This window comes from Salinisphaera shabanensis E1L3A, from assembly GCF_000215955.2.
Classification (GTDB): Bacteria; Pseudomonadota; Gammaproteobacteria; order Nevskiales; family Salinisphaeraceae; genus Salinisphaera; species Salinisphaera shabanensis.
In genome coordinates this window covers 41,260-62,947 of the sequence record NZ_AFNV02000012.1, presented here as the reverse complement: position 1 = coordinate 62,947, position 21,688 = coordinate 41,260, and the positions used below count along the sequence as shown (strand labels likewise).

The window sequence follows — 21,688 nt, the reverse complement described above, 5'->3', positions numbered from 1 at the left end:
CACGAGGGTGTCGGTACTCACGAGTTTGTTGGACCTTTTGTTTCGCGCTGCAGTGCGAAACCCGAAGGCCAAATTCACCTTTATGGTTGGTTTAGGAAACAAACAGTGTGAGCTGCGAGTCTTGACGACAACTTGCTCGGCGACCGAGAACAAAAGCGCGATATCCAGCCGTCTTGGCCGAATATCGCGCCATAGAGCGCTGAGCTAGTAGTCCTGCTTCAAGCGCCCGAAGTAGAGCAGCCCGGAGCCGATGCCCAACACCACCAGCGCCAGCATCACCCCAAAGAACGGCCAGGGGCCGAAGTTGTAGATGATGGGCAAGGCCAGGCCGGTGACGAGGCCGCCGCCGAAGAACGGCTCGAACACCATCTGCTTGTAGCCGAAGGCCTCGTAGGCGGGCGTTTTGTTGTCCGGATCGGCGATCTTCATGAGGATCAGGCCGGTGGCGGTCACACCCATGGACTGGCCGATATCGCCAATGCCGCGCTCGAACCAGTACTTCGGGATGACCCGCGGTGCGAGCCACAGGAACATGCCCACGTTCCAGGCGATGCCGGCCAGGCCGAGCATCAGGAAAGCCGCCCAATGATCGGCGATCACGGTCAGCGACAGGCTGGCGATGGCCGCCGCAATGAGCAGATCCAGCGCGAACCCCTGGATACGCACCATCAGGTCGCGATCGAGCAGGTTGTGCTTGTCGAAGCGGGTGAGCAATTGCTGTACGACCAGGCCACCGATCATGGCCAAGGGGAACAGCGGCACCGCGCTCAATAGTTCGACGCCGTTTTCACCCGCACCCCAGGTCACGCTTTCGACCCAGCTCATGGCCTCGAGAATGCCCAGGCCCACCAGAATGGCCATGGCGACGAAGCTGAAATGCAGCGTCAGCGGTTCGATCGACTCCGAGCGCACCGTCATGTTGCCGGCCGATACCGGGCGATCATCATGGGCGACCAGACCGCGGCGCTGGTCGTGCGGAATGCTGTCGACGCTTTTGTCGAGCACCGCGCTCTTGCCGCTACGTACGCCCCAGTTGATCAGGATGATGCCGAACACGATGCCCGAGACCACGCCGACCGTCGCCATGCCAACGGCCAGGTCGGCGCCGTCGGCGAAACCGAGTTCTGCGAACGTGCCTTGCAGGCCGGCCGCCGTACCGTGGCCGCCTTCGAAGCCGATTTCGATGAGCGCGCCGGCCATGATCGGCACGCCGAAAAACGGAGCCAGAACGAGCGCGGCGATGAGAATGCCGATCACGTATTGACCCGCGCCAAGCGTAATGCCGAACGCGAGCTGCGGCCCCGCCAGGCTCCACACCCGGTTGAAGTTGGGGAGCGGCACGCCGAGCAGCAGCGTGGCGAACACCACGTTGATCAAAAGTCCCGGCAGGTCACTCCAGATCGAGAGCATTGATTCGGGAATCACGCCCTGTGCCATGGCCGCGTCTTCGCCGCCTACCGCAGCCGCGATGGCGCCGAGTACGCCGGGCCCGAGAATCAGCCCGATGGCGCCGGCCAGAATCGAGGCCGGCAGAAACAGCTTCTGGGCCGGCCCCCAGTGCATACGTACCCATTTGCCGGCGTATAGCAAAATCGCCAGCATGAGTAAGGAAAAACCAATCTGATCGGCCGTCATGAAGCCCCCTGTTTTATCGATGTACTTGTTGTTGTCTTGATTGCGTTGGAATCCGGCCTGCCAACGGCTCGGCCCGCAAGCCGTCGTCGGTGCGGGCGCCCCCTGGCTACCAGCGTAGTCCGTTCCAGGGCGCAGGCAAACGCAGTTTTCGTGCCGATGGGGCCGATTGATACTGGGTGACTATGGGCGCCGATTTTATGCGTCCGTAACTCGATAAAAATACAAGGGTTTTCTTCTTGCTTTTTCAGGCGTCGTTGATCGCGGCAGCGAGTTCTTCTTTAGTCATACGGCTACGTCCCGGGATATCCAGCTGCTGGGCGCGATCGTAGAGCTCATCGCGCGTCATATCGGTGCTTGGTTGGTCGCCGCCGCTCTTTTTCTGCGCTTTCTTCTTCGATTTCCGCGGCTTGCTCTTGCGCTTCTTCCCGTTATTTTTCTTGTGCTTGTCGCTGCCCGAGTCGCCGCTCTTTTGTTCCAGGCTCTGCTTGAGCACGGCCATGAGATCGACCGGCTCTTCGTCGCTGTCGGCATCCTCGATATCGTCGTCTTCGGCCTCGTGGATCACGTCCTCGTCGGCTTCGAGCTTGTCGTCCACGCGCTCGCGAATACGTTCCGAGCGCACATCGGTGAGTGCGTCGCGATCCAGAGTCTTGCGCCCGTTCGCCTCGATCGACTTGACCATCTTCTTCGTGAGGTCGTTATCGGCATCGATCGACTCGGGCAGGCCGATATCGGCCGGGGTGCGCAGCTCCTCGGCAAACCGCAGAATCTCGGCCCGCAGAATGCCCTGGTGCGACAAAATCGCCAGCAGGTATTCCTTGCCGCGGATCACGCAGGTGGCAATGCCCGCCCGCTCGCTGTCTTCCATGCTCTGGGCCAGAAGCCGGTAGGGCTTGATCGCGCCCTGGTTCGGCGCCAGGAAGTAGGCGCGCTGGAAGAACATCGGATCGATCTGGTCCACCGGCACGAAACGGCGCAGGTCGATCTCCTGCGATTTCTCCGGGGCAATGGCGTCGAGCTCCTCGTTTTCCACCACCACGAACTGGTCTTTCTCGACCTCGTAGCCGCGCACGATCTCGTCGGATTCCAGCGCGATCTCCTCGGCCGGGCAGAAATAGCGCTTGGCCAGCGGCTCGCCGTCGTGATCAACCATACGCAGCTTCACGCGCTTGGAGCGCGTGGCCACGTACAGGCTCACCGGCAGGCTCACCAGCCCGAAGGTGATCGTGCCGGACCAGAACGGGCGCGGGCCGTGGTGCTCGGCCTCGTGGTAGTCCTTGTCGTCTTTGTCGTCCTGCTTTTGCTTAGGCACTCTTGCGCTCGCGCTTCAGGCTGGCTTCCAGGGCCTCGGCCACGTTGTCCGACGGCTCGCGCTGCTTGATCGGCGTGAGCTTGACGCTCTCGCCGCGTCGTTTGGTCTCGATGAGATCGAGAATGCGTTCGCGGTGGCTGTTCTCGTAGTCCGCCGGGTCGAAATCCTCGGCGAGCATGTCGATGAGCTGCGCCGCCATGTCCTGTTCCTTGTCATCGAGCTTGCGCCCGCTCGGCGCCTTCAACTCGTCGATGGACACGACTTCGCCGTCATGGCGCAACGACACCATCACCGGATAGCCGTGGTACAGCCGCAGTGCGCCCACGTAGGTCTTCTTGCGCATCACCCAGCGGGCCACGCCTTCGCGGCCGGTCTGTTCGAGCGCTTTGATGAGCGCGCCATAGCTCGCCTCGTCCCCGTCCGGGCCGAGATAGTAGGGGCGCAGATACCAACGATGGTCGATCACCCCCGCCGGCAGAAAATGCAGGATATCGATCTCGCGAGAGGCCTCCGGCTCGATCGCGTCGAAGTCCTCTTCGTCGAGCACCACCCAGTCATGATCCTCGGTCACATACGCATACTGCGCCTCGGACTGGGCGACCACGTCATCCGTTTCCGGATTCACCATCGCCTGCTTCACCGGCACCTGGTCTTTCTCATGCAGCAGCCGGAAATGCACGCTCTTGTCGGCCACCGCCGCATAGAACTTCACCGGCACGCGCATGCCGCCGAAATGAATCGCACCTTTCCACATCGCTCGGGCGGTCATGGGCTCGTCTCGCTGTTGGCCGGGAAGGCTTTCAACTGACTATGACGGAAAACCGGGGAAGACACAGTCCGCAAATGAACGCAGATGGACGCGAATTTATTTGAGACTAGGTTGGGGTGCTGAAGGGACGTTGTGGGGGAGGGGGCGGTGGCGCCCATGAGATGCGGAACTCGCGTTTGTTGGGCTGTATCTGCACGTTAGTATTATTTGTAACCGGGGTCAGCTATGGCGTCGCATGCTATGCGAGACTTGGATTTTCTCCATATTGCGGACTCTTGGAGAGTCGATTGCACCTACGATAGGTGGCAAACTTTTTTGGGGCCAGTTCATGAGCGAGCTTTCCGGCGAAGAACTACAACGCGCGATCTATCCTTTTCTCCAGGCCCTCAACGATGGAGCCGAGTTAACCTCGAGCGAGAAACGCCGACTCTCGAACATTCTCGAGGATAGTTACAACTTCATCGCTGGCGCGCTAGCAAAACCGAACTTGTTCGTCGCCGCAGCTCAAGAGCAATCTCGTATAAAAGCAATAGAGCGTGAACGTGCCGACCAAGCGAAGGAGCGCGAAACAGAACAGCGCAACCTAGATGCACACAAGAAATTTGTTGAACAGACGTTCAAGAATGCAGACCACTATTTCCGCGGTGTTCAGCTTGCGGGCTACGCCGCATTCTTTGGTCTTTGGAACTTGACGACCTCGGCTCATCATGTACTAGCCACGCTTGCTGCACTATCTATGCTTATCTCAGCGGTGGCGTTCATCACATGGGAGTCTGCGCGTGCAACTGCATTGTCGTTCGCATTGAGAAAGCATGCGAAAATGAGTTTTTCGACAGTAGAAGAGTTCGTCGACTCCCGGAAGAGCGGGTGGTTTGAAAGATTCACCAATTCACGTGCGATCGCCAACACACGATTCGGCTTTTGGATAGCCGCAGTGATACCCGGTTCTCTAGGTCTTATCTTGCTTGCTAGTCAACTCGTTAGCGATTTAGCGTCAAGCCTGTGACTTTTCTTGGGACCTAAAGGGGACAGACACTTCTCCCTTCCCTCGAGCAATTGAGCAATTCTCTAATAGGTATGGCTAAAACAGCTCGATACTGCCCGGATAGCTCGTCAAGACACTATCACTGGTACACAGCGTCAGGTCTTCGACCTGCGCCTGTGCCACCAGGATTCGATCGAACGGATCTTTGTGAATATCGGGCAGATTAGCGATGGCGGCGGCATGGCGGCCGCTGATTGGCAGTTCGTCGTAGCCGTTCTCGAACAGGGCGCGGCGGAGCCGTCCAGCGGAAACCTTGAAGTCGGGCCGATTGAGTCCGGCCTTGATCGCTACTTCCCATATGCTGGCAGCGCTGAATAGCAGCTGGTTTGCTTCATCCTGAATGAGGTCGGCCGCTCTTGGCGGTAGCCGGTTAGAACCGGCGGCGGCCCAGAGCAGCAGGTGTGTATCCAGCAGGAAGATCACGATTGGTCGTAGAACGTGTCTTCGATAGCTTCCTTACCCAGCTCGTTGAAGTCATCGGGCACGTCGAACTCGCCGGCCATGAAGCCGATGCGCGAAGGCGTTTTATCGTCGAAGGCTGTTAGGGCGCTGACTTTCACCAGCGGCTTGCCGGCCTTGGCAATAATGAAGGGCTCACCGTTTGCAGCGTCTTCGATAAGGCGTGAGAGATGGGTTTTGGCTTCGTGGATATTGAAGGTGTTCATGCCGTGCTCCGGTTGAACTAAGTTAAGTTAGTTTAATCCCGGGTGGTGCGGTAGACAAGGCGCTGGGAAGTCCGGTAACGGTCTGGTCATCCGTGTTCGGTGGCTCGATTTATCTGTCTCGACGTCGACGGTGCGTTTGGCACCGTCCGATCGTCGCGATACAGATACAGCCTCAGAGTTCGAACCTTGCTACGGAGCCCTTCCGAACGCTGGAACCAATTCGCGTTAATTCGCGTTAATTCGCGTTCATTTGCGGATAATTTCCAGCAAGGACTGGCCGCCGAAGCCGTCGTTAGCCTCTTTAACTGACCGCATCCTGCATCGCTTTGGTGATCCGCTTGCTAGCCTCGCCGAGGTGAAGCCAGGGATCTTTCTCCAGGTTCTGCAGCCGCTGCAGTACGCGCTGAATATCGTAGTGATCCGGGCTGTTTAGGTCGGCCAGCTCGTCCCAACGAATCGGCACGGCAATGGTCGGCGTGGCGTGGGCGCGGGGCGAGTAGCTGGCGATGGCGGTCGCGCCGCGGCCGTTACGCAGGTAGTCGAGGAATATCTTGCCGCGGCGTTTGTGTTTGGCCATGTTCGTGGTCAGGCGTTTGGGTTCGCGGGCGGCGAAGGTTTGGCAGACGGCGCGGGCGAAGGCTTTGGCGTCGTCCCAGTTCGTGCGGCGTTCGATGGGGACGACCAGGTGCAGGCCCTTGCCGCCGGTGGTGCGCAGGAAAGCGGTCAGCTCTAGTTCTTCGAGATAGGCACGCAGGTCGCGGGCGATACGGCAGGTTTCCGCCCATTCGACGTCGGTATGCGGGTCCAGGTCGAAGACGAGCTGATCGGGGCGTTCGACGTTGTCGATACGCGCGCCCCAGGGGTGGATTTCCAGCACGCCGGCTTGAACGAGGGCGACCAGGTCGGCCGCGTCGCGTACATAGACATAATCCTGCGTGTCGTCGGACGCTTTTTTATCCGCAATGGCGACGGTCGGCAGGCTGTCCGGGAAGGCCGTCCGCGGGTGCTTCTGGAAAAAGCATTCACCGTGCTGGCCGTCGGGGCAGCGCAGCAGCGACAGCGGGCGCTCGGCGATATGCGGGAGAATCCAGTCCGCGATGGCGACGAAGTAGCGGGCGAGTTCGATCTTGGTGAGCCCGGTTTCCGGGTAGACCACGCGATCCGGGTGGGTCAGGCGGATGCCTTCGAGTTTGACGGCGCGGCGTTTTCGGTTGGCGTTCTCGCTGCGGGGCAGTTTCTTTGGGCCGGTCGATTCGCCGTTGTGCTCTGGCGCGGCGTGCGGGCCGGCGCCGATTGAATCGGCATCGCGATCCTCGCGCAGGCCGCGAAAGCTGGGGTGGCGGAGTACGCCGCTGGCCGTGCGTTCGGTAAACGTGACGTCGACCACCAGTTCGGGGCGGACCCAGTGGGCGGTGTCGGCGTCCGGAACGGGCTCGACGAAGGGGCGTTTGGACACGCCGAGTTGGTCGAGCCGCGAGGAAATATCTTCGATCTGGAGGTCCGAAAAGCCGGTGCCGACCCGCCCGGCATAGGCGAAGCGGCCCTGCTCGTCGTACGTGCCGAGCAGCAGCGAGCCGAAGCCGGCACGCGAGCCCGAAGGTTCGGTATAGCCGCCGACCACGAAGCTGTCGTCATGGCTGGTCTTGATCTTGCGCCACTGTTTGCTGCGCCCGCCGCTGTAGGCGCCGTCGGCGCGTTTGCTGATGATGCCTTCCAGCCCGCTCGCGCTGGCCTGTTCGAAAAACGCCGGGCCCTGGCCCTGGATATGGTCGGTATAGCGCAGCGCCCGGTTGGCCTCGGCCGCGTCGCAGAGCTTTTGGAGCAGGCGTTTGCGTTCGACCAGCGCGACCTTTTTTAGGTCGTGCTCGCCGGCGTGGAGCAGGTCGAACACCTGGTAGACGAGCCGGTCGGTACGACGGTTGGCGATGGCATCCTGGAGTGGGCCGAAGCGGCTGATGCCGTCGCGATCGAGGGCGACGATTTCGCCGTCGAGTAGGGCGTGATCGATGGGCAGGGCTTCGACGGCGCGGCGCGTGGCCCCGAAGCGCTCGGTCCAGTCCTTGCCGTTGCGGGTGAGCAGCGTTGCGCGCCCGTTCTCCAGGCGCGCGAGGATGCGATAGCCGTCGAACTTGATTTCGTGCAGCCAGTCGTCGCCGGCGGGGGCTTTGTCCGACAAGGTAGCCAGCCGCGGCTTGGGCGTGCGGGCCAGCGCGCGTTTACGGGCGCCGTGGAGCGCGCCGGGGTCGAGATCGAGCGTGGGGGCAGGCGTTTGTGGTTCGTGGTTGGCGGCCGCGCCGTCGGCGATTTCGGCCATCGTGCGGCCGGTGGCCACACTCGTATCGGCCTCGTCGGGTTCGTCGATGGGTTGGTGCTTGTCGCGGCGCTTGATGAGCAGCCAGTTCTTGCCGCCGTCCCCGGCCTTGCCACCCATCTGGGCAAGCGTCCAATGCCCGGCCAGTTTTTCGCCGGCGAGTTCGAAATCGATGCGGTCTTTCTTGCGTTGGCTGGTTTCGCGCCACAGGCCGGCGTCCCAGATCATGACCGTGCCGCCGCCGTACTGTTTTTTCGGGATCGTGCCTTCGAAATCGCCGTAGTCGAGCGGGTGATCCTCGACTGCAACGGCAAGGCGTTTTTCGCCCGGTTTCAGGCTCGGGCCCTTGGGCAGCGCCCAGCTGCGCAGCACACCGTCTTCTTCCAGGCGCAGGTCGAAATGCAGATGCGAGGCGGCGTGCTTGTGCACGACAAAGCGCGGCCACTCGCTGGCGGGACTGTGATCGTCGCCCGCGGGTTCGCGGCTGCGGGTGAAATCGCGCTTGTTGCGGTAGTCGTCGAGCCGGCTCACGCCAAGCTCGCAGGACAGGTCAAACGACAACGCATGAGCAGGCGTCGTGGCCGAAAATTCTGGGGTCGACCATAGCAGGCTGGCAGCTAGCTGCCATGCGGCGGACTACGCAGTATCGGCGATGGCGACAAAGCCCGCGTCGATCGCCTCGGCCAGGGCGAACGGCGCGATCTCGATTTCCAGTCCGCGCCGGCCACCGCTGATGAAGATCGTGTCGAATGCAATCGCGGACTCGTCGATGAAGCTGGCCAGCGCCTTCTTCTGGCCCAGCGGGCTGACGCCGCCAAGCACGTAGCCCGTGGTCTTTTCGACCTTCGCGCGGTCGGCCATGAAGGCTTTCTTGGCATGCGCGGCAGCCGCGAGGCTTTTCATGTGCAGCCGCCCGGAGACGGGCACGATGGCCACCACGAGTGCGTGGTTGTCGAGTTCGGCGACCAGCGTCTTGAACACCTGCTCGGGCGCGACGCCGAGCTGTTGCGAGGCGTCGATGCCGTAATCGCTATGGGCGGTGGTGTGCTCGTACTGATGCAGCTGGTAGGGGACGTTCTGTTCGTCCAGAAGTTGAGTCGCGGGTGTCATGCGTACCGTGAATTAGGTTTCATCGGATGTTTACGGTGGTGTTCCGCGGTCGCGCCAATAGCCGGGGCGTCGGGAATGATGGGCCAGAGCGAAAACAACGATTGCGCTGTCTGTCGCCCGATACACCAGGGCAAAGGGGAAATCTCGTAAATACATGCGACGCGTATTTGCAGCGCTCGGGCTTCCCGACTCGGGGAAGGCGACCGCTCGCTGCAGTACCTCTTCGACCTCCCGGCTAAAGCGCCGTGCCAGCTCCGGGTCAATGTCTCGATAGTAGGCCAACGCCGCGAGGAACTCGTCCCGCGCCGCAGCTATAAACCGTGTGGGTTTCACCGCACGAGGCGGCGCGCTTCGGCAAACACATCGGCGGCAGGCTGGCTTGATACTTCGCCGCGGTCGAACGCCGCAACCCGCGCTTCGATCTCCCGATTCCAGTCGGCTTCCACGGTCGAAACGGGAGGCTGGATCGACTCCAGCAGTAATTCGGCCAGGCGAGCACGCTCGGCCGTGCTTAAGGCCCTGGCCTGACGTTCGAGATCATCGAGCGAATTCATCGTGGCCTCCTGGGGACGATAGTTTCGAGTCGTGAGCTACTCGTCTGCGTGCCGTTTGCGATCGTCGCTGAGGCAAACGCGCGACCTGTTCAAGGATAAAGCATGTCGTATAAACCGCGCATACGCGCCGAAGCTCACCCCCCGATATACGACATCTCCACCTTGCCATCGGCATCGCCACGCCGGTTGGCGGTTTCTTCGCCGCGCTGCTCCGAATAGCGGTCGTCGCGGGCGGCCCAGATGCCGGAGAGTAGCGCGCGCAGCTCGTCATCACTTGCGCCCGAGCGCAGCGGGGTACGCAGGTCGCGCCCGTGTACGCCGAACAGGCAGGTATAGAGTTCGCCGATGGCGGACAGGCGTGCGCGGGTGCAGCCACCGCAGAACGGCTGCGATACCGAGGCAATAATGCCGATCTCGCCGGCGCCGTCGTCGTAGACCCAGCGGTTGGCGGTTTCGCCGGGCACGTTCGCGGGTAGGCGGCTGATGGCGTGACGCGTACGGATCGTTTCGACGATCTCGCGGGCGGGGACGACTTCTTCCATGCGCCAGCCGTTGGAGGTGCCCACGTCCATGAATTCGATGAAGCGCAGCACCACGTCCGAGTGTCGGAAGTATTCGGCCATCGGCAGGATCTGGTCTTCGTTGACGCCGCGCTGAATCACGCAGTTGACCTTCACCGGCGTCAAGCCGGCGGCCTTGGCGTTGTCGATGGCGGTGAGCACTTTCGAGGCGGGATAGCCCACATCGTTGATGGCCTTGAAGACGTCGTCGTCGATGGCGTCGAGGCTGAGGGTGACGCGGTTTACGCCGGCGGCTTTCAATTCACGGGCGCGCTGTTCGGTGAGCAGCGAGCCGTTGGTGGTCAGGCAGATATCGTCGATGCCGTCGATCGCCGCCAGCCGTGCAATCAGCACGTCGATATCGCGGCGCAGCAGTGGTTCGCCGCCGGTCAGGCGCAGTTTGGTGACGCCCAGGCCGGCTGCAATACGCGCCAGGCGTTCGATTTCTTCGAAATCCAGCAGCTCGCGGCGCGGCAAGAACAGATGCTCGCTGCCGAACAGCTCGCGCGGCATGCAGTAGGTGCAGCGAAAGTTGCAGCGGTCGGTCAGCGAGATGCGCAGATCCTGCAGCGGCCGCGCATACCGGTCGGTGACGCCGGGCGTGGTTTGATCGGGTGGGTGGTTCTGGCTGGCCATGACGTCATAATCAGGGTTACGCGCGCCAGTCTCAAGCGCGGGCCATAACGAAGTGTTCGGGCTTGGCCGGTTGATCGTGCAACTTGTGTATTCGCGTGCCGGGGATGGGAATGCGAATATCATTCGGTAGCGGCCCGGACCGTTGGAGCGTGCAACCGCCGGCCTCATCCTTTCGTAGTATGGTGTGCGCGCGATGCTCGCGATCGCGCCCGACGTGCCCCTGCAGGAGTTTTCCATGGCGCTCGATGCAGAAATCCTGTCGCGGATTCAGTTCGCGTTCGTGGTTTCGTTCCACATCCTGTTCCCGGCTTTCACCATCGGCCTGGCGAGCTGGCTGGCGATGTGCGAAGGCATGCATCTGTTCACCGGGCGCGACGTGTTTCGCCGCCTGTATCAATTCTGGGTGAAGATTTTCGCCGTATCGTTCGGCATGGGTGTGGTGTCCGGCATCGTGATGAGCTTCCAGTTCGGCACGAACTGGTCGGTATTCGCCGAAGCCACGGCACCGGTGCTCGGGCCACTGCTGTCCTATGAGGTGCTGACTGCCTTTTTCCTGGAGGCGACCTTCCTCGGCATCATGCTGTTTGGCTGGAACAAGGTCGGTCCGAAGCTGCATTTCTTTGCTACCGCCATGGTCGCCTTCGGCACCATGTTGTCGGCGTTCTGGATTCTATCGGCCAACTCCTGGATGCATACGCCGGCCGGTTACGAGTTGCGCAACGGCGTGTTCTATCCCACCGACTGGTGGGCAATCGTGTTCAATCCGTCGTTCCCTTATCGACTCGTGCACATGGTGCTGGCGGCGTATCTGACCACGGCGTTCGTGATTCTGGGCGTCGGTGCGTGGTATCGATTGAAAGGCACCGCGCATGAAGCCGCGCGGGTGATGCTGGTCATGGGGGTGGCATTCGTATCGATCGTCACGCCGCTGCAGATCGTCGCCGGCGATTTTCATGGCCTGAATACGCTCGAGCATCAACCGGCCAAGATCGCCGCGCTCGAGGCGCACTGGGAAACCGAACAGGGCGCGGCGCTGGCGTTGTTCGCCTGGCCGGATGAAGCCGCAGAGACCAACCATTACGAGATATCCGTGCCGAATATGGCGAGCCTCATTCTCATGCACGAATGGAATGGCGAGCTGGTCGGGCTGAAGGATTTCGCCAGGGACGAACGCCCGCCGGTGGCGCCCATCTTCTTTTCGTTCCGGCTCATGGTCGGCTTGGGCATTCTCATGCTCATCGCCGGCGTGGCGGGGCTGTGGCTGGCACTGCGGGGCCGCCTGTTCGATGCGCGTGGCTACCATCGCTATCTGGTGGCGATGGCGCCGTCGGGCTTTCTGGCGGTGCTGGCCGGTTGGTTCACTACGGAAATCGGGCGCCAGCCCTATACGGTTTACGGTCTGTTACGGACCGCCGACTCGCTGTCGCCGGTTGCTGCACCCAGCGTGGCGGCCACGCTGATCACCTTCGTGATTGTTTACGGCATCGTATTTGGGGCGGGGTTGTACTACATCATGCGCGTGATTCGGACCGGGCCCGAGAAGGTCCCGACACAGCCCGTGCCCGATCCGTACGCCACGCCGGCACGGCCGCTGTCGTACCCGAATGAACCGGTCGGAGAAGAATGATGGAGAGCATCGAAATTCTGCCGCTGATCTGGTTTGCCGTCATCGCCTTCGGCGTATTCATGTACGTGCTGCTGGACGGTTTCGTGCTGGGCATCGGCATTCTGTGCGGCGTGGCCTATGGCGAAGCCGAGCGCGACATCATGATGAACTCGGTCGCGCCTATCTGGGACGGCAATGAAACCTGGCTGGTGCTGGGTGGCGTAGCGCTGCTGGCCGCATTTCCGCCGGCCTATACGGTATTGCTGCCGGCGCTGTATCTGCCGCTGACCGGCATGCTCATCGCGCTGATCTTTCGCGGCGTGGCATTCGAGTTCCGCTTCAAGGCGCGCCGCAAGCTGGGCTGGAATCTCGCCTTCACGCTGGGGTCGCTGGTTGCGACGTTCTTCCAGGGGGTGACGCTCGGCGCGATCGTGCAAGGTATAGAAGCCAATGGCGCACAGTATGTGGGGGGCGCGTTCGACTGGTTCTCCGGTTTCACCATGCTGACCGGCGTTGCATTGATCGCCGGCTATGCACTGCTGGGCGCGACCTGGGTGGTGATGAAAACCACCGGTCTTTTGCAGGATCGAGCCTATGGCTGGTCGCGGGCGTTGCTGACCGCGGTGATCGTGTTCATGGCGCTGGTCAGCGTGTACGTGCCATTTCTCGACGGCGACTATGCCGAACGCTGGTTCGGTTTCCCGCACGCGCTGTTGCTCGTGCCGTTTCCGCTGTTGGGTGTCGTGGTTTCGTATTTCCTATACCGCAGCGTGGCCGAGCGCCGTGAGTACTGGCCGTTTCTGCTGTCGCTGGGCATGTTCGCGGTGGGCTATGGCGGGCTGGCAGCCAGCTTCTGGCCGCATATCATTCCGCCGCATCTGACTATCTGGAACGCCGCGTCGCCGCCGGAGACGCAGAGCTTTCTGATCGTTGGTCTGGTGATTCTGTTGCCATTCATACTGTTCTACACGGCCTGGTCGTACTGGATTTTTCGCGGCAAGGCCGGTCGTGATATGGGCTATCACTAGCCTGGGTCTCGCAAGGAGCCGCCATGCGTGAAACGCCGCGTCGTCTTCTTTGGTTCGTCGGGTTGGGTGCCGTCAGTCTTCTGGCCTGGGGCGCTGCGGCGTTCCTGTTTCGAGAAGTCATCTTTTTCGTGCTTGAGCATTAGCTGGCTTACGCGAGCGTACGATTGACGCGCGCTTCGGCCGCGCGCGATGTTCTAATACGTGCATGAATGCTGCCCATGCTGCGGGCCAGCGCTGGACGCTGGCCGATCTCATCGATTTCGAGACCCTGTTGGCCGGCGTCGACGAGACGGCGCTCGAACATGATCGGCTGATATTCAACCGCGATATCCGGCCCGACTTGCCCCATGGCGATGAGCGCGCTCGCCGGCGTGCGGGTTTGCGTGCGTGGTTGGTGTATCGGCGTGAGGCCGGAGCGATCGAAACCGGATCGTTCTGGCAACAAGGGCTGCGCCTGGTCCAGGTCGCTTTGTTGGTTGGCATGGCCTCGATCGGCTTCGCGTTGGTGGCTGGCCTGTGTGCGGGCGCGAATCCCGGCGTGCACGTCATTCTGTTTTTCGGGGTAACGTTGGTGCTGCCCTGGCTGGTGTTCGCGCTGTTCATGTTCGCCCGCTTTCTAGGCAGTGGTTCATCGACGCTGCTCGCTCGCTGCGCGGGCCGGGTGATGTCGTTGGCGGCGCCTTCGCGCGGCGAAGACAGCCGGCAACGGCTTCGATTGCTACGTGAGCGTCTAACCGATGCCGCTGTGCCGCGTCGTGCATTGCAGGCCGCGCTCGCGCGCACGCTGCAGATCGGCGCGGTCGGTTTCAATATCGGATTGGTATTGGCGTTCGTGGGTTCGTTGTTGGTGTTTGATGTGCGCTTCTACTGGGAAGCTACCCCGCAGACGAGCGGGCTGGTGGCGTCGGCGACCGGCGTCGTTGCGGCGCCCTGGCGCGGTGTCTGGCCAGCGGCAGCGCCGACGGCCGCGGAGATCGAAGCCAGTCGTGCACGCTATGTCGATGGTAGCCGACGCGTGCCGGCAACGCCGGCGAGTACGGCCGTGTGGTGGCGGTTTTTACTCATGTCGTTACTGGTATGGGGACTACTGGCGCGTGTGCTGCTGGTGTTGTGCTACGCCGGGATCGAACGGCGCGCGCTCGCCGCACTGGATTTTCAATCGCCGCGTCATCGAAGTCTCTGGCGAGCACTGACGCGCATCGAACGCGGCGCAGTGGCGGCACCCGTGGCCGACAGTGCGCTGGTGCTCGATGTCGGTGGTAGCGGTATATCGGCCGCCTCGATTCGTGGTTTTCTGTTGCGCTCGCTGCGGGTGAATCCGCACGAAGAGCAGCGGATCGGCGTGCTCGACGAGGCTGCCGAAGCTGCGGCTGATACGGCGCTGGCGGCGCAGCCCGACCACGTTGTACTCGCTGCGGAGGACTGGGGTTTGTCGCCGCGTCAGGTCGGCGCGTTGCATGCGCGCGTGCGCAAGGCGGTCGGTTCGCAGACGCCGGTAACGTGGCTGATCTTCACCCGCGCCGAGCGCGGCCCCGGCGCACCGGATTCAGACCATTTGCAGCGCTGGACCCGTTTTATCGACGGCCTGCGCGATCCCGCGGCCGAAATCGTCGCCTACGACCCGGGTCTTTGATATGGCGATGCGTACGACCCAACCCGCCGAGTGGGTAGTCGCCGACATTCCCTGTTTTGCCGTGGTGGGCAAGGTGAACATGGGCAAGTCCGCGGTGCTTGCGACCCTGCTGGAAGAAGACGACGACCGCATCATCCGCATTTCCCCCGAGCCGGGCGAAACGACCCGTTGTCAGCGTCTGTCGCTGGTGCTCGATGGCGCCGAGCGGCTGCGTTTCATCGATACGCCCGGTTTTCAGCAACCGATCGAGGCGCTACGCGCGATCCGGGCGCTGCACGGTGGTCAAACCGGCACGCCGGGCCTGGCCACGTTGCAGGCGTTCGTCGACGAATATCAAGACACCGGCGCGTTCGAGGACGAATGCCGGCTGTTGGAACCACTGCTCCAGGGCGCCGGCATTCTGTATGTGATCGATCCGGGCGTGCCGGTCTACGACAGCTTTCTTGCCGAGATCGAGATCCTGCGGTTTTCCGGGCGCGCGCGCCTGGCGCTGCTCAATCAGCGCGGCGAAGATGGCGGTGCGCGCGAAGCCGAATGGCGTGAGCATCTCGGCAAGGCTTTCAATCTGGTGCGCGTATTCGATGCGCATCGCGCGCGCTTTGCCACACGACGCGATCTGCTTGCCGCGCTCAACCAGATCGACGAGCGCGACCGCGCCCATCTGGAAACCACCACGGCGCTACTCGACGCCGAGTGGCAGCAGCGTCGCGAAGAGGCCGCCGAACGTATTCAGAACTTTCTTCGGAGCGCGCTCAAACTGCGCGAACGGGGGCACTACGGCGAAGATGCGCCGGCCGCCGAGGCCGCCAAGCGCGCGGCAATAAAGCAGGCCAGCCGCCGCTACTTCGATCGCATCGCCGCGCTCGAGCGAGAGGCCGCGAACGATCTGCTCGCGTTGTATCGCCATACCGCGATCCAGGCCGAAGCGATGACCGGCTTCAGTGAAGATCTGGATTTGGCCAGCGACGAAACCTGGCGCCGGCTGGGGCTCACACGCCAACAGCTGACATTCGTTGGCGCAGCCGTGGGCGCGAGTGCCGGTATCGGTGTCGATGCGGCCACGTTCGGGCATTCGCTGGGCATCGGTGCGTTGCTCGGCGGGCTGGGTGGTGGCGCACTCGCCTTTTTCAAGGGCGACGCCATCCCCACGCTAAGGCTCGATCTAGCCCGTATCGGCCCGCTCGGTGGCCAGCGCATTACCGTCGGTCCACCACGCAATCCGAATTTCGCGTGGGTACTGCTGGATTCGCTCCTGATCCGCTATCGCCAGATTCTGTCGCGGGCACATGCAAGGCGCGGCGATGCGCTGGCAAGCGATGACGAGCCTTCGGCGAGTATCGCGCGTGCGCTGCCCGGAGAGCGCCAGAAGGCGCTCGCCCGCTGGTTTCGCAGCCTCGCCAAATCGGACGACAACGACGAACGCGCCCAGGCCGCTTGGCGTGCGCTCTTGGATACCCTGGCTGCCATTGAAGATGAGCTATAGCGCAAGCGCTTACGCTAGCGGGTTGGAGTTGGAGGTCGGGCGCCCGGGTGCCGATCTGGGCGAGGTGCCAGTGGTGTTCGTGGTGGCTCGTGCCGGCGCTGATGTCGATGCCGAACGCCTCCGCGACGCGGTCGTCACGCGGTTATCGCGTATCCATCGGCCGGAGGCGGTGATGGTGGTCGATCGGCTGCCTGAAAACGCGGTAGGAAAATTGGACCGCAAGGCACTGACCCGGCGCGTTGCCGACCAAGTCGAGGAGAGCGTCTGAGGCGAGCGCTCTCCTCGGGGCCAATCAGTCGCTGGCGCTGGCCTGCTGCTCGACGACCTGACGAATCTTGTCGTAACCGACCACACCGGAAAACATCTGGTCGCCTACGATCACGGTCGGCGTGGCACGCAGGCTGATGGCCTTGCCGGCATCCTGATTGCGCGCGATCACGTCGTCGGGTCCGCCCTGGGTCATGCAGGCTTCCAGGCGCCGGGCATTCACGCCGGATTCGACGGCCATGTCCAGAAACATCGAGGTCGGGTCGTCGCGCTGCGACCAGTCGCGCTGGGTTTCGAACAGACGATCGTGATACGACCAGAATTTGTCTTGACGTGCTGCGCAACGCGCGGCGACCGCGGCTTCCTGTGCGTGCGCATGCATGGGCAGCGGGAAATCGAAGAACACGAAACGCGCCTGTCCCGATTCGACGAGTTCGTCGCGAATGCGCTGAGCCGTCGGGGCGAATGCGCCGCAGGCGGGGCACTGGTAATCGGCGAACTCGCGAATGGTGACCGGTGCGTCCGGGCTGCCGACCGACTCGCCGATCGCATCGTATTCATTGTCGAATGCGCTCATGGTGTCGGCCGAGAGCGTGCGTGCTTTGTTGTCGCCGCCGGAGGACGCGCGATCGTCGCCACCGCGAAAGCTGATGACCAGAATCGCCAGAATGATCAGAACGCCTAGAATCAGGGCGGGAACGAACAGGGCGCCAAACAGGCTGGAGCGGCCGGTGTTCTGTGGGCTCATACGACGACTCCTCGGGCCGACAGGGTGGGCGACAGGTCCGGATCATACCGTGTGTGCTGTCGCAGGTCAGGCCGGGCGCCCAGTGTTCGACCGAGTTGTATAGAGCGCGCACAAAAAAAAGGAGGGGCGAATAGCCCCTCCTCGACACACGATGATCGCCGGCAATGATCAGTTGCTGGCGTCTTCGGCCGCGTCCTGTGTTTCGTCTGCGGCATTGTCGGTGGCATCGCCGGTCTCGTCGGCTGCGCCGCCGATGGCGTCACGCGTATCGTCGATGAGTTCCGTTGTGCCGTCCTTGATGCGCGTCCACGCGCTGTTTGCAGACTGCTTGGTCTGGTCCCAGGCATCGGCTGCCTGACTCTGCGTGTTGTTCCACCAGGAGTCGTTGTAGACCGGATAGCTGCTCAAGGCCTGGCCGTCGGCCATCAAGGTAATGCGGTACTGCGGTTCGGTGGCCTTTTCTCCCTGCATCGTTTCGACACTGAGCTGGTCAGGCGATACGACATAGGATTTGCCATCCATTCCGAAGTTGTTTTCCGTCTCGACCACGAACGACTTGATCGTCATGTTGTTGTCGAGGATAACGTCGTCGATCTCGCCGACCTGCTTGTCCGAGCCCTGGGCGTAGACCTCGGCGTCCAGCAGCTGATCCGCGGAATAAAGGCCGTCCGGCTTCTGCTGCGCCAGCGCGAAGGTGCTGGTTGCAGCCAGCGTGATACCGGTCAAAGCAATGGCACTCGTCTTACGTACTGCCATGGTGATGTCCTCGGTTACTTGGAAATACTGGAGCGGATGGTAGGCGCCAAGGCTGAACAAAAACTGAAAATCACGATTTCAGTTTGGTGGGTCGATCCAGCGTTGCGTCCAGTTCGGCCTCGAATCGTTTCAGCAGCGATGTGCTGCTGGCGGTCGAGGCGCGATGCAGGCGCCAGAGCGGGCGGGCCAGTGAAAGCCCGGCAAGCGCGACAAACTGTATCGGGTTGGAGGCGCTGGCCTGCTCGGCTGCGAGGCCGCTAACGCAGGCGAGCCCGGCCCCATGGGCGACCGCACGCACGATTGCGCCGCTGTCATCGATGATCAGATGTGCGGGCGGCGCCGTATAGCCGGCAAGCGCCAGATTTTGTTCGAAGACCGCCCGGGTGCCCGAGCCCGGCTCGCGTGCCACCCAGGCATGACGATCCAGATGGGCAAGCTCGATCGCCTCAATGTCATAGCCGGGCGGGGCGATCACCTGCAGCGTGTCGGTATGCCAGTGGGCGATATCGAGATCGTCGCGCTGGGGCGGACCTTCGATCAGGCCGATATCGGCGTCCAGATTCGCGACACGCGCTTCGGCCTGGGCGCTGTTGCCGGAAAACACGCGTATGTTCAGCTGCGGATGCCTTTGCCGTACTCGAGCCAGGCCGGCAGGCAGTACGTAGCGGGCGATGGTGCTCGAAGCGGCCAGACGGATCGTGCCGCTGAGCACGGCGGAGCCGCCCGGTGATGGCGCGAGACGCTCCGGTAGTTGTGCCAGGGCGTCCATGGGCTCGATCGCGAGTGCGAGCAGCTGGCGCGCGGCGACCGTGGGCTGAATCTCGCGGCCGTGGCGTTCGAACAGCGCGACGCCCAGCGCGTCGGCCAGCTCTGCGATTGCCTGACTGACGGCCGCCTGGCTCAGATGCAAGACATCGGCGGCGCGGCGTACCTGGCCGGTTCGTGCCACCGCAGCGAATATCTCGAGTTGTCGCAATGTGAAGCGCAAACGCTCAGCCACGGGTTTATTGTTCGGCATAGCCAAACTATTAGTTTGATATAAATCGATTTAAATTAATACCGAGCGCGTAGAGCTTTATACAACCACGCAAAAGCCTTGTAATGCGTATGTCATTGTCCGATACATGGGCGCTAGCTTTTCCGGTTCGTCAGGCGACGAATCGATTTGCGCAGATATTGCCTGGTCTGTCGCTCTGTCTGGCCTTGGCAGGCTTGTCCTATGTGATCGCGGCCTGGCCCGTGCTCAACCGTGTCGTGCCATTGAGCGCATTGACGGTCGGCATCCTGGTTGGCGTCGTGCTGCGGCTGTGCGTGGCGTTGCCGGCGCAAGTGGAGCCCGGTATTCGCTGGACGCTGCACTACCTCCTACGAGCCGGGATCGTCTTGCTGGGCTTTCGGGTCGTGGCCCAGGATATGTTGTCGGTTGGTATCGGTGGGCTGACGCTGGTGGCAGTCGCGGTGGGCAGCACCATCGTGTTAGCCGTTGCGCTCGGCCGTGTGCTCGAATTGCCCGACACGCTGAGTGTGCTGGTCGGCTGCGGTACGGGCATCTGTGGCGCCTCGGCGGTCGTCGCGGTCGACGGCGTGATTCGCGCGCGTGAACAGGATGTTGCCTGCGCGATAGCGATGGTCACGGTCTTCGGCACCATAGCGATGTTCGTCTATCCGGCGATCGCGCCGCTTATCGGCTTGAGTGAACCGATGTATTCAGCCTGGGCAGGCAGTTCCATTCACGAAGTCGCCCAGGCGGTGGCTGCCGGGTTCGCGTTCGACGAGACTGCGGGCGTGCACGCGAGCCTTTACAAACTGTCACGGGTGGCGCTGCTGGTACCGGTTTGTGCAGTGCTGGCCCTATGGTGGCGCCAGCGTGCAGCGGCCAGCGGCGAAAGCGATCGCGCAGCGCCATTCCCGTTGTTCGTGGTGTTGTTCGTGATCGTGGTCGGCATCAATTCCCTGGCGAGCATGCCAGCGCCGCTGCACACGGGGCTGCTGCGTTTCGATGCCGCACTGCTGGCTGCGGCCATGGTCGCGATGGGGTTGCAGACCCGCTTGTCTTCGGTGATCGGCCTGGGTTGGCGTCCGCTCGCTCTGGGCCTGGCGGTCGCGATCTGGATCAGTGTGGTGGCCCTGATCGGTGCCGTTCTCATCGGTTGATTCGTTTGCCGGGGCGCCCGCGTGCGTCTTTCAGAATGAATCCAGACGATACGATGACGAGCTGATTTTCGGTCTCCCCGTAGCGGGTCGCGGACACGGCTCAGCAAGGCAGTGAAACCAACGGCACTGTGATCGAAGTGGCGCCATCAGCCCGCGCCAGACATGCAGGACATGTACGCCAGCATCATTTGCGCACGGCGCGCAGGCTTGGCGGGTCTGCCCGCCACCCGCTCAGGGCGCGATGGCCAGTGTAAAAAAGCGAAACCGTTCGCTGTCGTTTTGTTGGCGAAATGGGTACCATTGGTTGCACTGCACAATGATCGTTACACAGGAAATAGCCTGCAACAGATCTGGTGGAACTGACGTAGGAAAGATCGTAGCGTGGGCTACGGCTCGATACGTTGAGCGCGGTCACCCGTTGGAATGCATGTAATGTCTATCGAAACGTTTGGAAGAACGATGCGTCGCCTGCGGGTGCCGCTGATCGTCGCGCTGCCCTTGTTGCTTGGCGGCTGTAGCGCGCAATGGTTTATCGACACCTTCTATCTCAACGAGCTGGTGACGTTCTTCACCGCCGGGCCGGTCGCGGCCTACCAGCGCAACGTCATGTTGTTCACCTTCATGGTGATGCTGTTCGTGCTGGTGCCGGTTGTCGGATTCACGCTTTGGTTTGCCTGGCATTATCGTGCCAACAACAAAAAGAATACCTACACACCGAATTGGCACCACTCGAACCTGCTCGAAGCTTTTCTATGGGGCGGGCCGATCGCGATCATCCTTGTTCTGGCGCTGGTGACCGTCGTCTCTACCTACGATCTCGATCCCTATAAACCGATCGAAGCCGAGAACGACCCGATACGCGTGCAAGCCATCGCCATGGACTGGAAGTGGTTGTTCATCTACCCCGACTACGGCGTGGCTTCGGTCAATGAGATGGCCATGCCGGTGGATACGCCGCTGCAGATCGATCTGACCTCGGCGAGTGTCATGAACGGCTTCATGATTCCGCGGCTGGGCAGCCAGGTCATGGCCATGTCGGGTATGCGTACGCGCTTGCACCTCATGGCGGACGAGAAAGGTGAGTTCTTCGGGAAGAACTACCAGTACAGCGGCGACGGGTTCGCCGATCAACGCTTTACAGCAGAGTCACTGTCCCAGGCCGATTTCGATGGCTGGATCGACAAGGCGCGCAGCTCGGGGCAGCCGCTCGATCTGAGTGCCTATCGCAGCCTGGTCGAGCCCAGCCGCAATGTCGACCCGATTCTATATTCGTCGGTACCGGACGGGTTGTTCGGCTATGTCATGCACCGCTTCCAGGTCGGCGATGGAAAAATTCCGCTTGATGCAGTGCCAAGCGATCTGACCGCCGACGACATTGCCCAGCACGGGCATGCCCACTAGCCCGCCGCGAGCCGG

21 protein-coding genes are annotated in these 21,688 nt (G+C 62.1%); 8 read left to right on the top strand and 13 right to left on the bottom strand.

Annotated features, from left to right (window positions below; all coding sequences use genetic code 11):
- Positions 1-204: 204 nt before the first annotated feature.
- From SSPSH_RS09105 to ku (SSPSH_RS09095), 3 genes are all read right to left on the bottom strand, one after another.
- Positions 205-1,635: a sodium/glutamate symporter gene (locus SSPSH_RS09105; RefSeq protein ID WP_006912678.1), complete on the bottom strand. Its 1,431-nt coding sequence runs from the start codon at positions 1,633-1,635 to the stop codon at positions 205-207.
- A gap of 244 nt (positions 1,636-1,879) precedes the next feature.
- Complete coding sequence (gene ku, locus SSPSH_RS09100; RefSeq protein ID WP_006912677.1) at positions 1,880-2,947, bottom strand: non-homologous end joining protein Ku; 1,068 nt, start codon at positions 2,945-2,947, stop codon at positions 1,880-1,882.
- On the bottom strand, positions 2,940-3,716 hold the full coding sequence (gene ku, locus SSPSH_RS09095) for a non-homologous end joining protein Ku (RefSeq protein WP_021031626.1): 777 nt from the start codon (positions 3,714-3,716) through the stop codon (positions 2,940-2,942). The genes ku (SSPSH_RS09100) and ku (SSPSH_RS09095) overlap by 8 nt, the downstream gene beginning before the upstream one ends.
- 328 nt (positions 3,717-4,044) lie before the next feature.
- On the opposite strand from ku (SSPSH_RS09095), the gene SSPSH_RS09090 reads away from it, so the two are divergent.
- On the top strand, positions 4,045-4,722 hold the full coding sequence (locus SSPSH_RS09090) for a hypothetical protein (protein WP_152522776.1): 678 nt from the start codon (positions 4,045-4,047) through the stop codon (positions 4,720-4,722).
- Positions 4,723-4,797: 75 nt separating this feature from the next.
- Here SSPSH_RS09090 and SSPSH_RS09085 read toward each other — a convergent pair whose 3' ends face one another.
- The 7 genes from SSPSH_RS09085 to moaA form a co-directional block, all read right to left on the bottom strand.
- Positions 4,798-5,184: a type II toxin-antitoxin system VapC family toxin gene (locus tag SSPSH_RS09085; RefSeq protein ID WP_006912674.1), complete on the bottom strand. Its 387-nt coding sequence runs from the start codon at positions 5,182-5,184 to the stop codon at positions 4,798-4,800.
- Positions 5,181-5,426: a type II toxin-antitoxin system Phd/YefM family antitoxin gene (locus SSPSH_RS09080; protein WP_006912673.1), complete on the bottom strand. Its 246-nt coding sequence runs from the start codon at positions 5,424-5,426 to the stop codon at positions 5,181-5,183. Before SSPSH_RS09080 ends, SSPSH_RS09085 begins: the two co-directional genes overlap by 4 nt.
- A 301-nt stretch (positions 5,427-5,727) precedes the next feature.
- The gene (gene ligD / locus SSPSH_RS09075; RefSeq protein ID WP_021031625.1) at positions 5,728-8,268 is read right to left on the bottom strand and encodes a DNA ligase D; all 2,541 of its coding nucleotides are present in this window, start codon (positions 8,266-8,268) and stop codon (positions 5,728-5,730) included.
- Positions 8,269-8,373: 105 nt separating this feature from the next.
- Positions 8,374-8,847, bottom strand: coding sequence for a Cys-tRNA(Pro) deacylase (gene ybaK / locus SSPSH_RS09070; RefSeq protein ID WP_006912671.1), 474 nt, complete (start codon positions 8,845-8,847; stop codon positions 8,374-8,376).
- A 30-nt stretch (positions 8,848-8,877) separates the two neighbouring features.
- Positions 8,878-9,180, bottom strand: coding sequence for a type II toxin-antitoxin system RelE/ParE family toxin (locus tag SSPSH_RS19885; RefSeq protein WP_084623537.1), 303 nt, complete (start codon positions 9,178-9,180; stop codon positions 8,878-8,880).
- Positions 9,177-9,401 (bottom strand): addiction module protein, encoded by a 225-nt coding sequence (locus SSPSH_RS09065; protein WP_006912670.1) that lies wholly within the window; start codon positions 9,399-9,401, stop codon positions 9,177-9,179. Before SSPSH_RS09065 ends, SSPSH_RS19885 begins: the two co-directional genes overlap by 4 nt.
- Positions 9,402-9,535: 134 nt before the next feature.
- Positions 9,536-10,597, bottom strand: a complete 1,062-nt coding sequence (gene moaA / locus SSPSH_RS09060; protein WP_006912669.1) for a GTP 3',8-cyclase MoaA — start codon at positions 10,595-10,597, stop codon at positions 9,536-9,538.
- Between the two features lie 235 nt (positions 10,598-10,832).
- Here moaA and SSPSH_RS09055 point away from each other — a divergent pair, with 235 nt between their 5' ends.
- The 5 genes from SSPSH_RS09055 to SSPSH_RS09035 all read left to right on the top strand — a co-directional run bounded on the left by SSPSH_RS09055 (position 10,833) and on the right by SSPSH_RS09035 (position 16,615).
- Positions 10,833-12,224, top strand: coding sequence for a cytochrome ubiquinol oxidase subunit I (locus tag SSPSH_RS09055; RefSeq protein WP_021031624.1), 1,392 nt, complete (start codon positions 10,833-10,835; stop codon positions 12,222-12,224).
- On the top strand, positions 12,224-13,231 hold the full coding sequence (gene cydB, locus SSPSH_RS09050; protein ID WP_006912667.1) for a cytochrome d ubiquinol oxidase subunit II: 1,008 nt from the start codon (positions 12,224-12,226) through the stop codon (positions 13,229-13,231). The genes SSPSH_RS09055 and cydB overlap by 1 nt, the downstream gene beginning before the upstream one ends.
- A 205-nt stretch (positions 13,232-13,436) precedes the next feature.
- Positions 13,437-14,864 (top strand): DUF2868 domain-containing protein, encoded by a 1,428-nt coding sequence (locus SSPSH_RS09045; protein ID WP_021031623.1) that lies wholly within the window; start codon positions 13,437-13,439, stop codon positions 14,862-14,864.
- A 1-nt stretch (position 14,865) separates the two neighbouring features.
- Positions 14,866-16,347: a DUF3482 domain-containing protein gene (locus tag SSPSH_RS09040; protein WP_006912663.1), complete on the top strand. Its 1,482-nt coding sequence runs from the start codon at positions 14,866-14,868 to the stop codon at positions 16,345-16,347.
- A complete protein-coding gene (locus tag SSPSH_RS09035) occupies positions 16,337-16,615 on the top strand; it encodes an AMP-binding enzyme (protein WP_021031622.1) in 279 nt (92 codons plus the stop codon). The genes SSPSH_RS09040 and SSPSH_RS09035 overlap by 11 nt, the downstream gene beginning before the upstream one ends.
- 24 nt (positions 16,616-16,639) lie before the next feature.
- Here SSPSH_RS09035 and SSPSH_RS09030 read toward each other — a convergent pair whose 3' ends face one another.
- From SSPSH_RS09030 to SSPSH_RS09020, 3 genes are all read right to left on the bottom strand, one after another.
- Positions 16,640-17,362, bottom strand: coding sequence for a DsbA family protein (locus SSPSH_RS09030; RefSeq protein ID WP_006912661.1), 723 nt, complete (start codon positions 17,360-17,362; stop codon positions 16,640-16,642).
- 168 nt (positions 17,363-17,530) lie between these two features.
- Positions 17,531-18,118, bottom strand: coding sequence for a PRC-barrel domain-containing protein (locus SSPSH_RS09025; protein ID WP_006912660.1), 588 nt, complete (start codon positions 18,116-18,118; stop codon positions 17,531-17,533).
- A gap of 70 nt (positions 18,119-18,188) precedes the next feature.
- Positions 18,189-19,136, bottom strand: coding sequence for a LysR substrate-binding domain-containing protein (locus tag SSPSH_RS09020; protein ID WP_006912659.1), 948 nt, complete (start codon positions 19,134-19,136; stop codon positions 18,189-18,191).
- A 158-nt stretch (positions 19,137-19,294) separates the two neighbouring features.
- On the opposite strand from SSPSH_RS09020, the gene SSPSH_RS09015 reads away from it, so the two are divergent.
- Positions 19,295-20,272: a YeiH family protein gene (locus tag SSPSH_RS09015; protein WP_202962145.1), complete on the top strand. Its 978-nt coding sequence runs from the start codon at positions 19,295-19,297 to the stop codon at positions 20,270-20,272.
- A gap of 459 nt (positions 20,273-20,731) precedes the next feature.
- The gene (gene cyoA, locus SSPSH_RS09010) at positions 20,732-21,673 is read left to right on the top strand and encodes a ubiquinol oxidase subunit II (protein WP_006912657.1); all 942 of its coding nucleotides are present in this window, start codon (positions 20,732-20,734) and stop codon (positions 21,671-21,673) included.
- Positions 21,674-21,688: the final 15 nt, after the last annotated feature.

What these genes read in the sequence shown, in the direction of transcription:
- SSPSH_RS09105 (WP_006912678.1), bottom strand. Translation starts at nt 1,635, where the DNA reads ATGACGGCCGATCAGATTGGTTTTTCCTTACTCATGCTGGCGATTTTG.
- ku (WP_021031626.1), bottom strand. Translation starts at nt 3,716, where the DNA reads ATGACCGCCCGAGCGATGTGGAAAGGTGCGATTCATTTCGGCGGCATG.
- SSPSH_RS09090 (WP_152522776.1), top strand. Translation starts at nt 4,045, where the DNA reads ATGAGCGAGCTTTCCGGCGAAGAACTACAACGCGCGATCTATCCTTTT.
- SSPSH_RS09080 (WP_006912673.1), bottom strand. Translation starts at nt 5,426, where the DNA reads ATGAACACCTTCAATATCCACGAAGCCAAAACCCATCTCTCACGCCTT.
- ybaK (WP_006912671.1), bottom strand. Translation starts at nt 8,847, where the DNA reads ATGACACCCGCGACTCAACTTCTGGACGAACAGAACGTCCCCTACCAG.
- SSPSH_RS09065 (WP_006912670.1), bottom strand. Translation starts at nt 9,401, where the DNA reads ATGAATTCGCTCGATGATCTCGAACGTCAGGCCAGGGCCTTAAGCACG.
- moaA (WP_006912669.1), bottom strand. Translation starts at nt 10,597, where the DNA reads ATGGCCAGCCAGAACCACCCACCCGATCAAACCACGCCCGGCGTCACC.
- SSPSH_RS09055 (WP_021031624.1), top strand. Translation starts at nt 10,833, where the DNA reads ATGGCGCTCGATGCAGAAATCCTGTCGCGGATTCAGTTCGCGTTCGTG.
- cydB (WP_006912667.1), top strand. Translation starts at nt 12,224, where the DNA reads ATGGAGAGCATCGAAATTCTGCCGCTGATCTGGTTTGCCGTCATCGCC.
- SSPSH_RS09045 (WP_021031623.1), top strand. Translation starts at nt 13,437, where the DNA reads ATGAATGCTGCCCATGCTGCGGGCCAGCGCTGGACGCTGGCCGATCTC.
- SSPSH_RS09040 (WP_006912663.1), top strand. Translation starts at nt 14,866, where the DNA reads ATGGCGATGCGTACGACCCAACCCGCCGAGTGGGTAGTCGCCGACATT.
- SSPSH_RS09035 (WP_021031622.1), top strand. Translation starts at nt 16,337, where the DNA reads ATGAGCTATAGCGCAAGCGCTTACGCTAGCGGGTTGGAGTTGGAGGTC.
- SSPSH_RS09030 (WP_006912661.1), bottom strand. Translation starts at nt 17,362, where the DNA reads ATGAGCCCACAGAACACCGGCCGCTCCAGCCTGTTTGGCGCCCTGTTC.
- SSPSH_RS09025 (WP_006912660.1), bottom strand. Translation starts at nt 18,118, where the DNA reads ATGGCAGTACGTAAGACGAGTGCCATTGCTTTGACCGGTATCACGCTG.
- SSPSH_RS09020 (WP_006912659.1), bottom strand. Translation starts at nt 19,136, where the DNA reads ATGCCGAACAATAAACCCGTGGCTGAGCGTTTGCGCTTCACATTGCGA.
- cyoA (WP_006912657.1), top strand. Translation starts at nt 20,732, where the DNA reads ATGCGTCGCCTGCGGGTGCCGCTGATCGTCGCGCTGCCCTTGTTGCTT.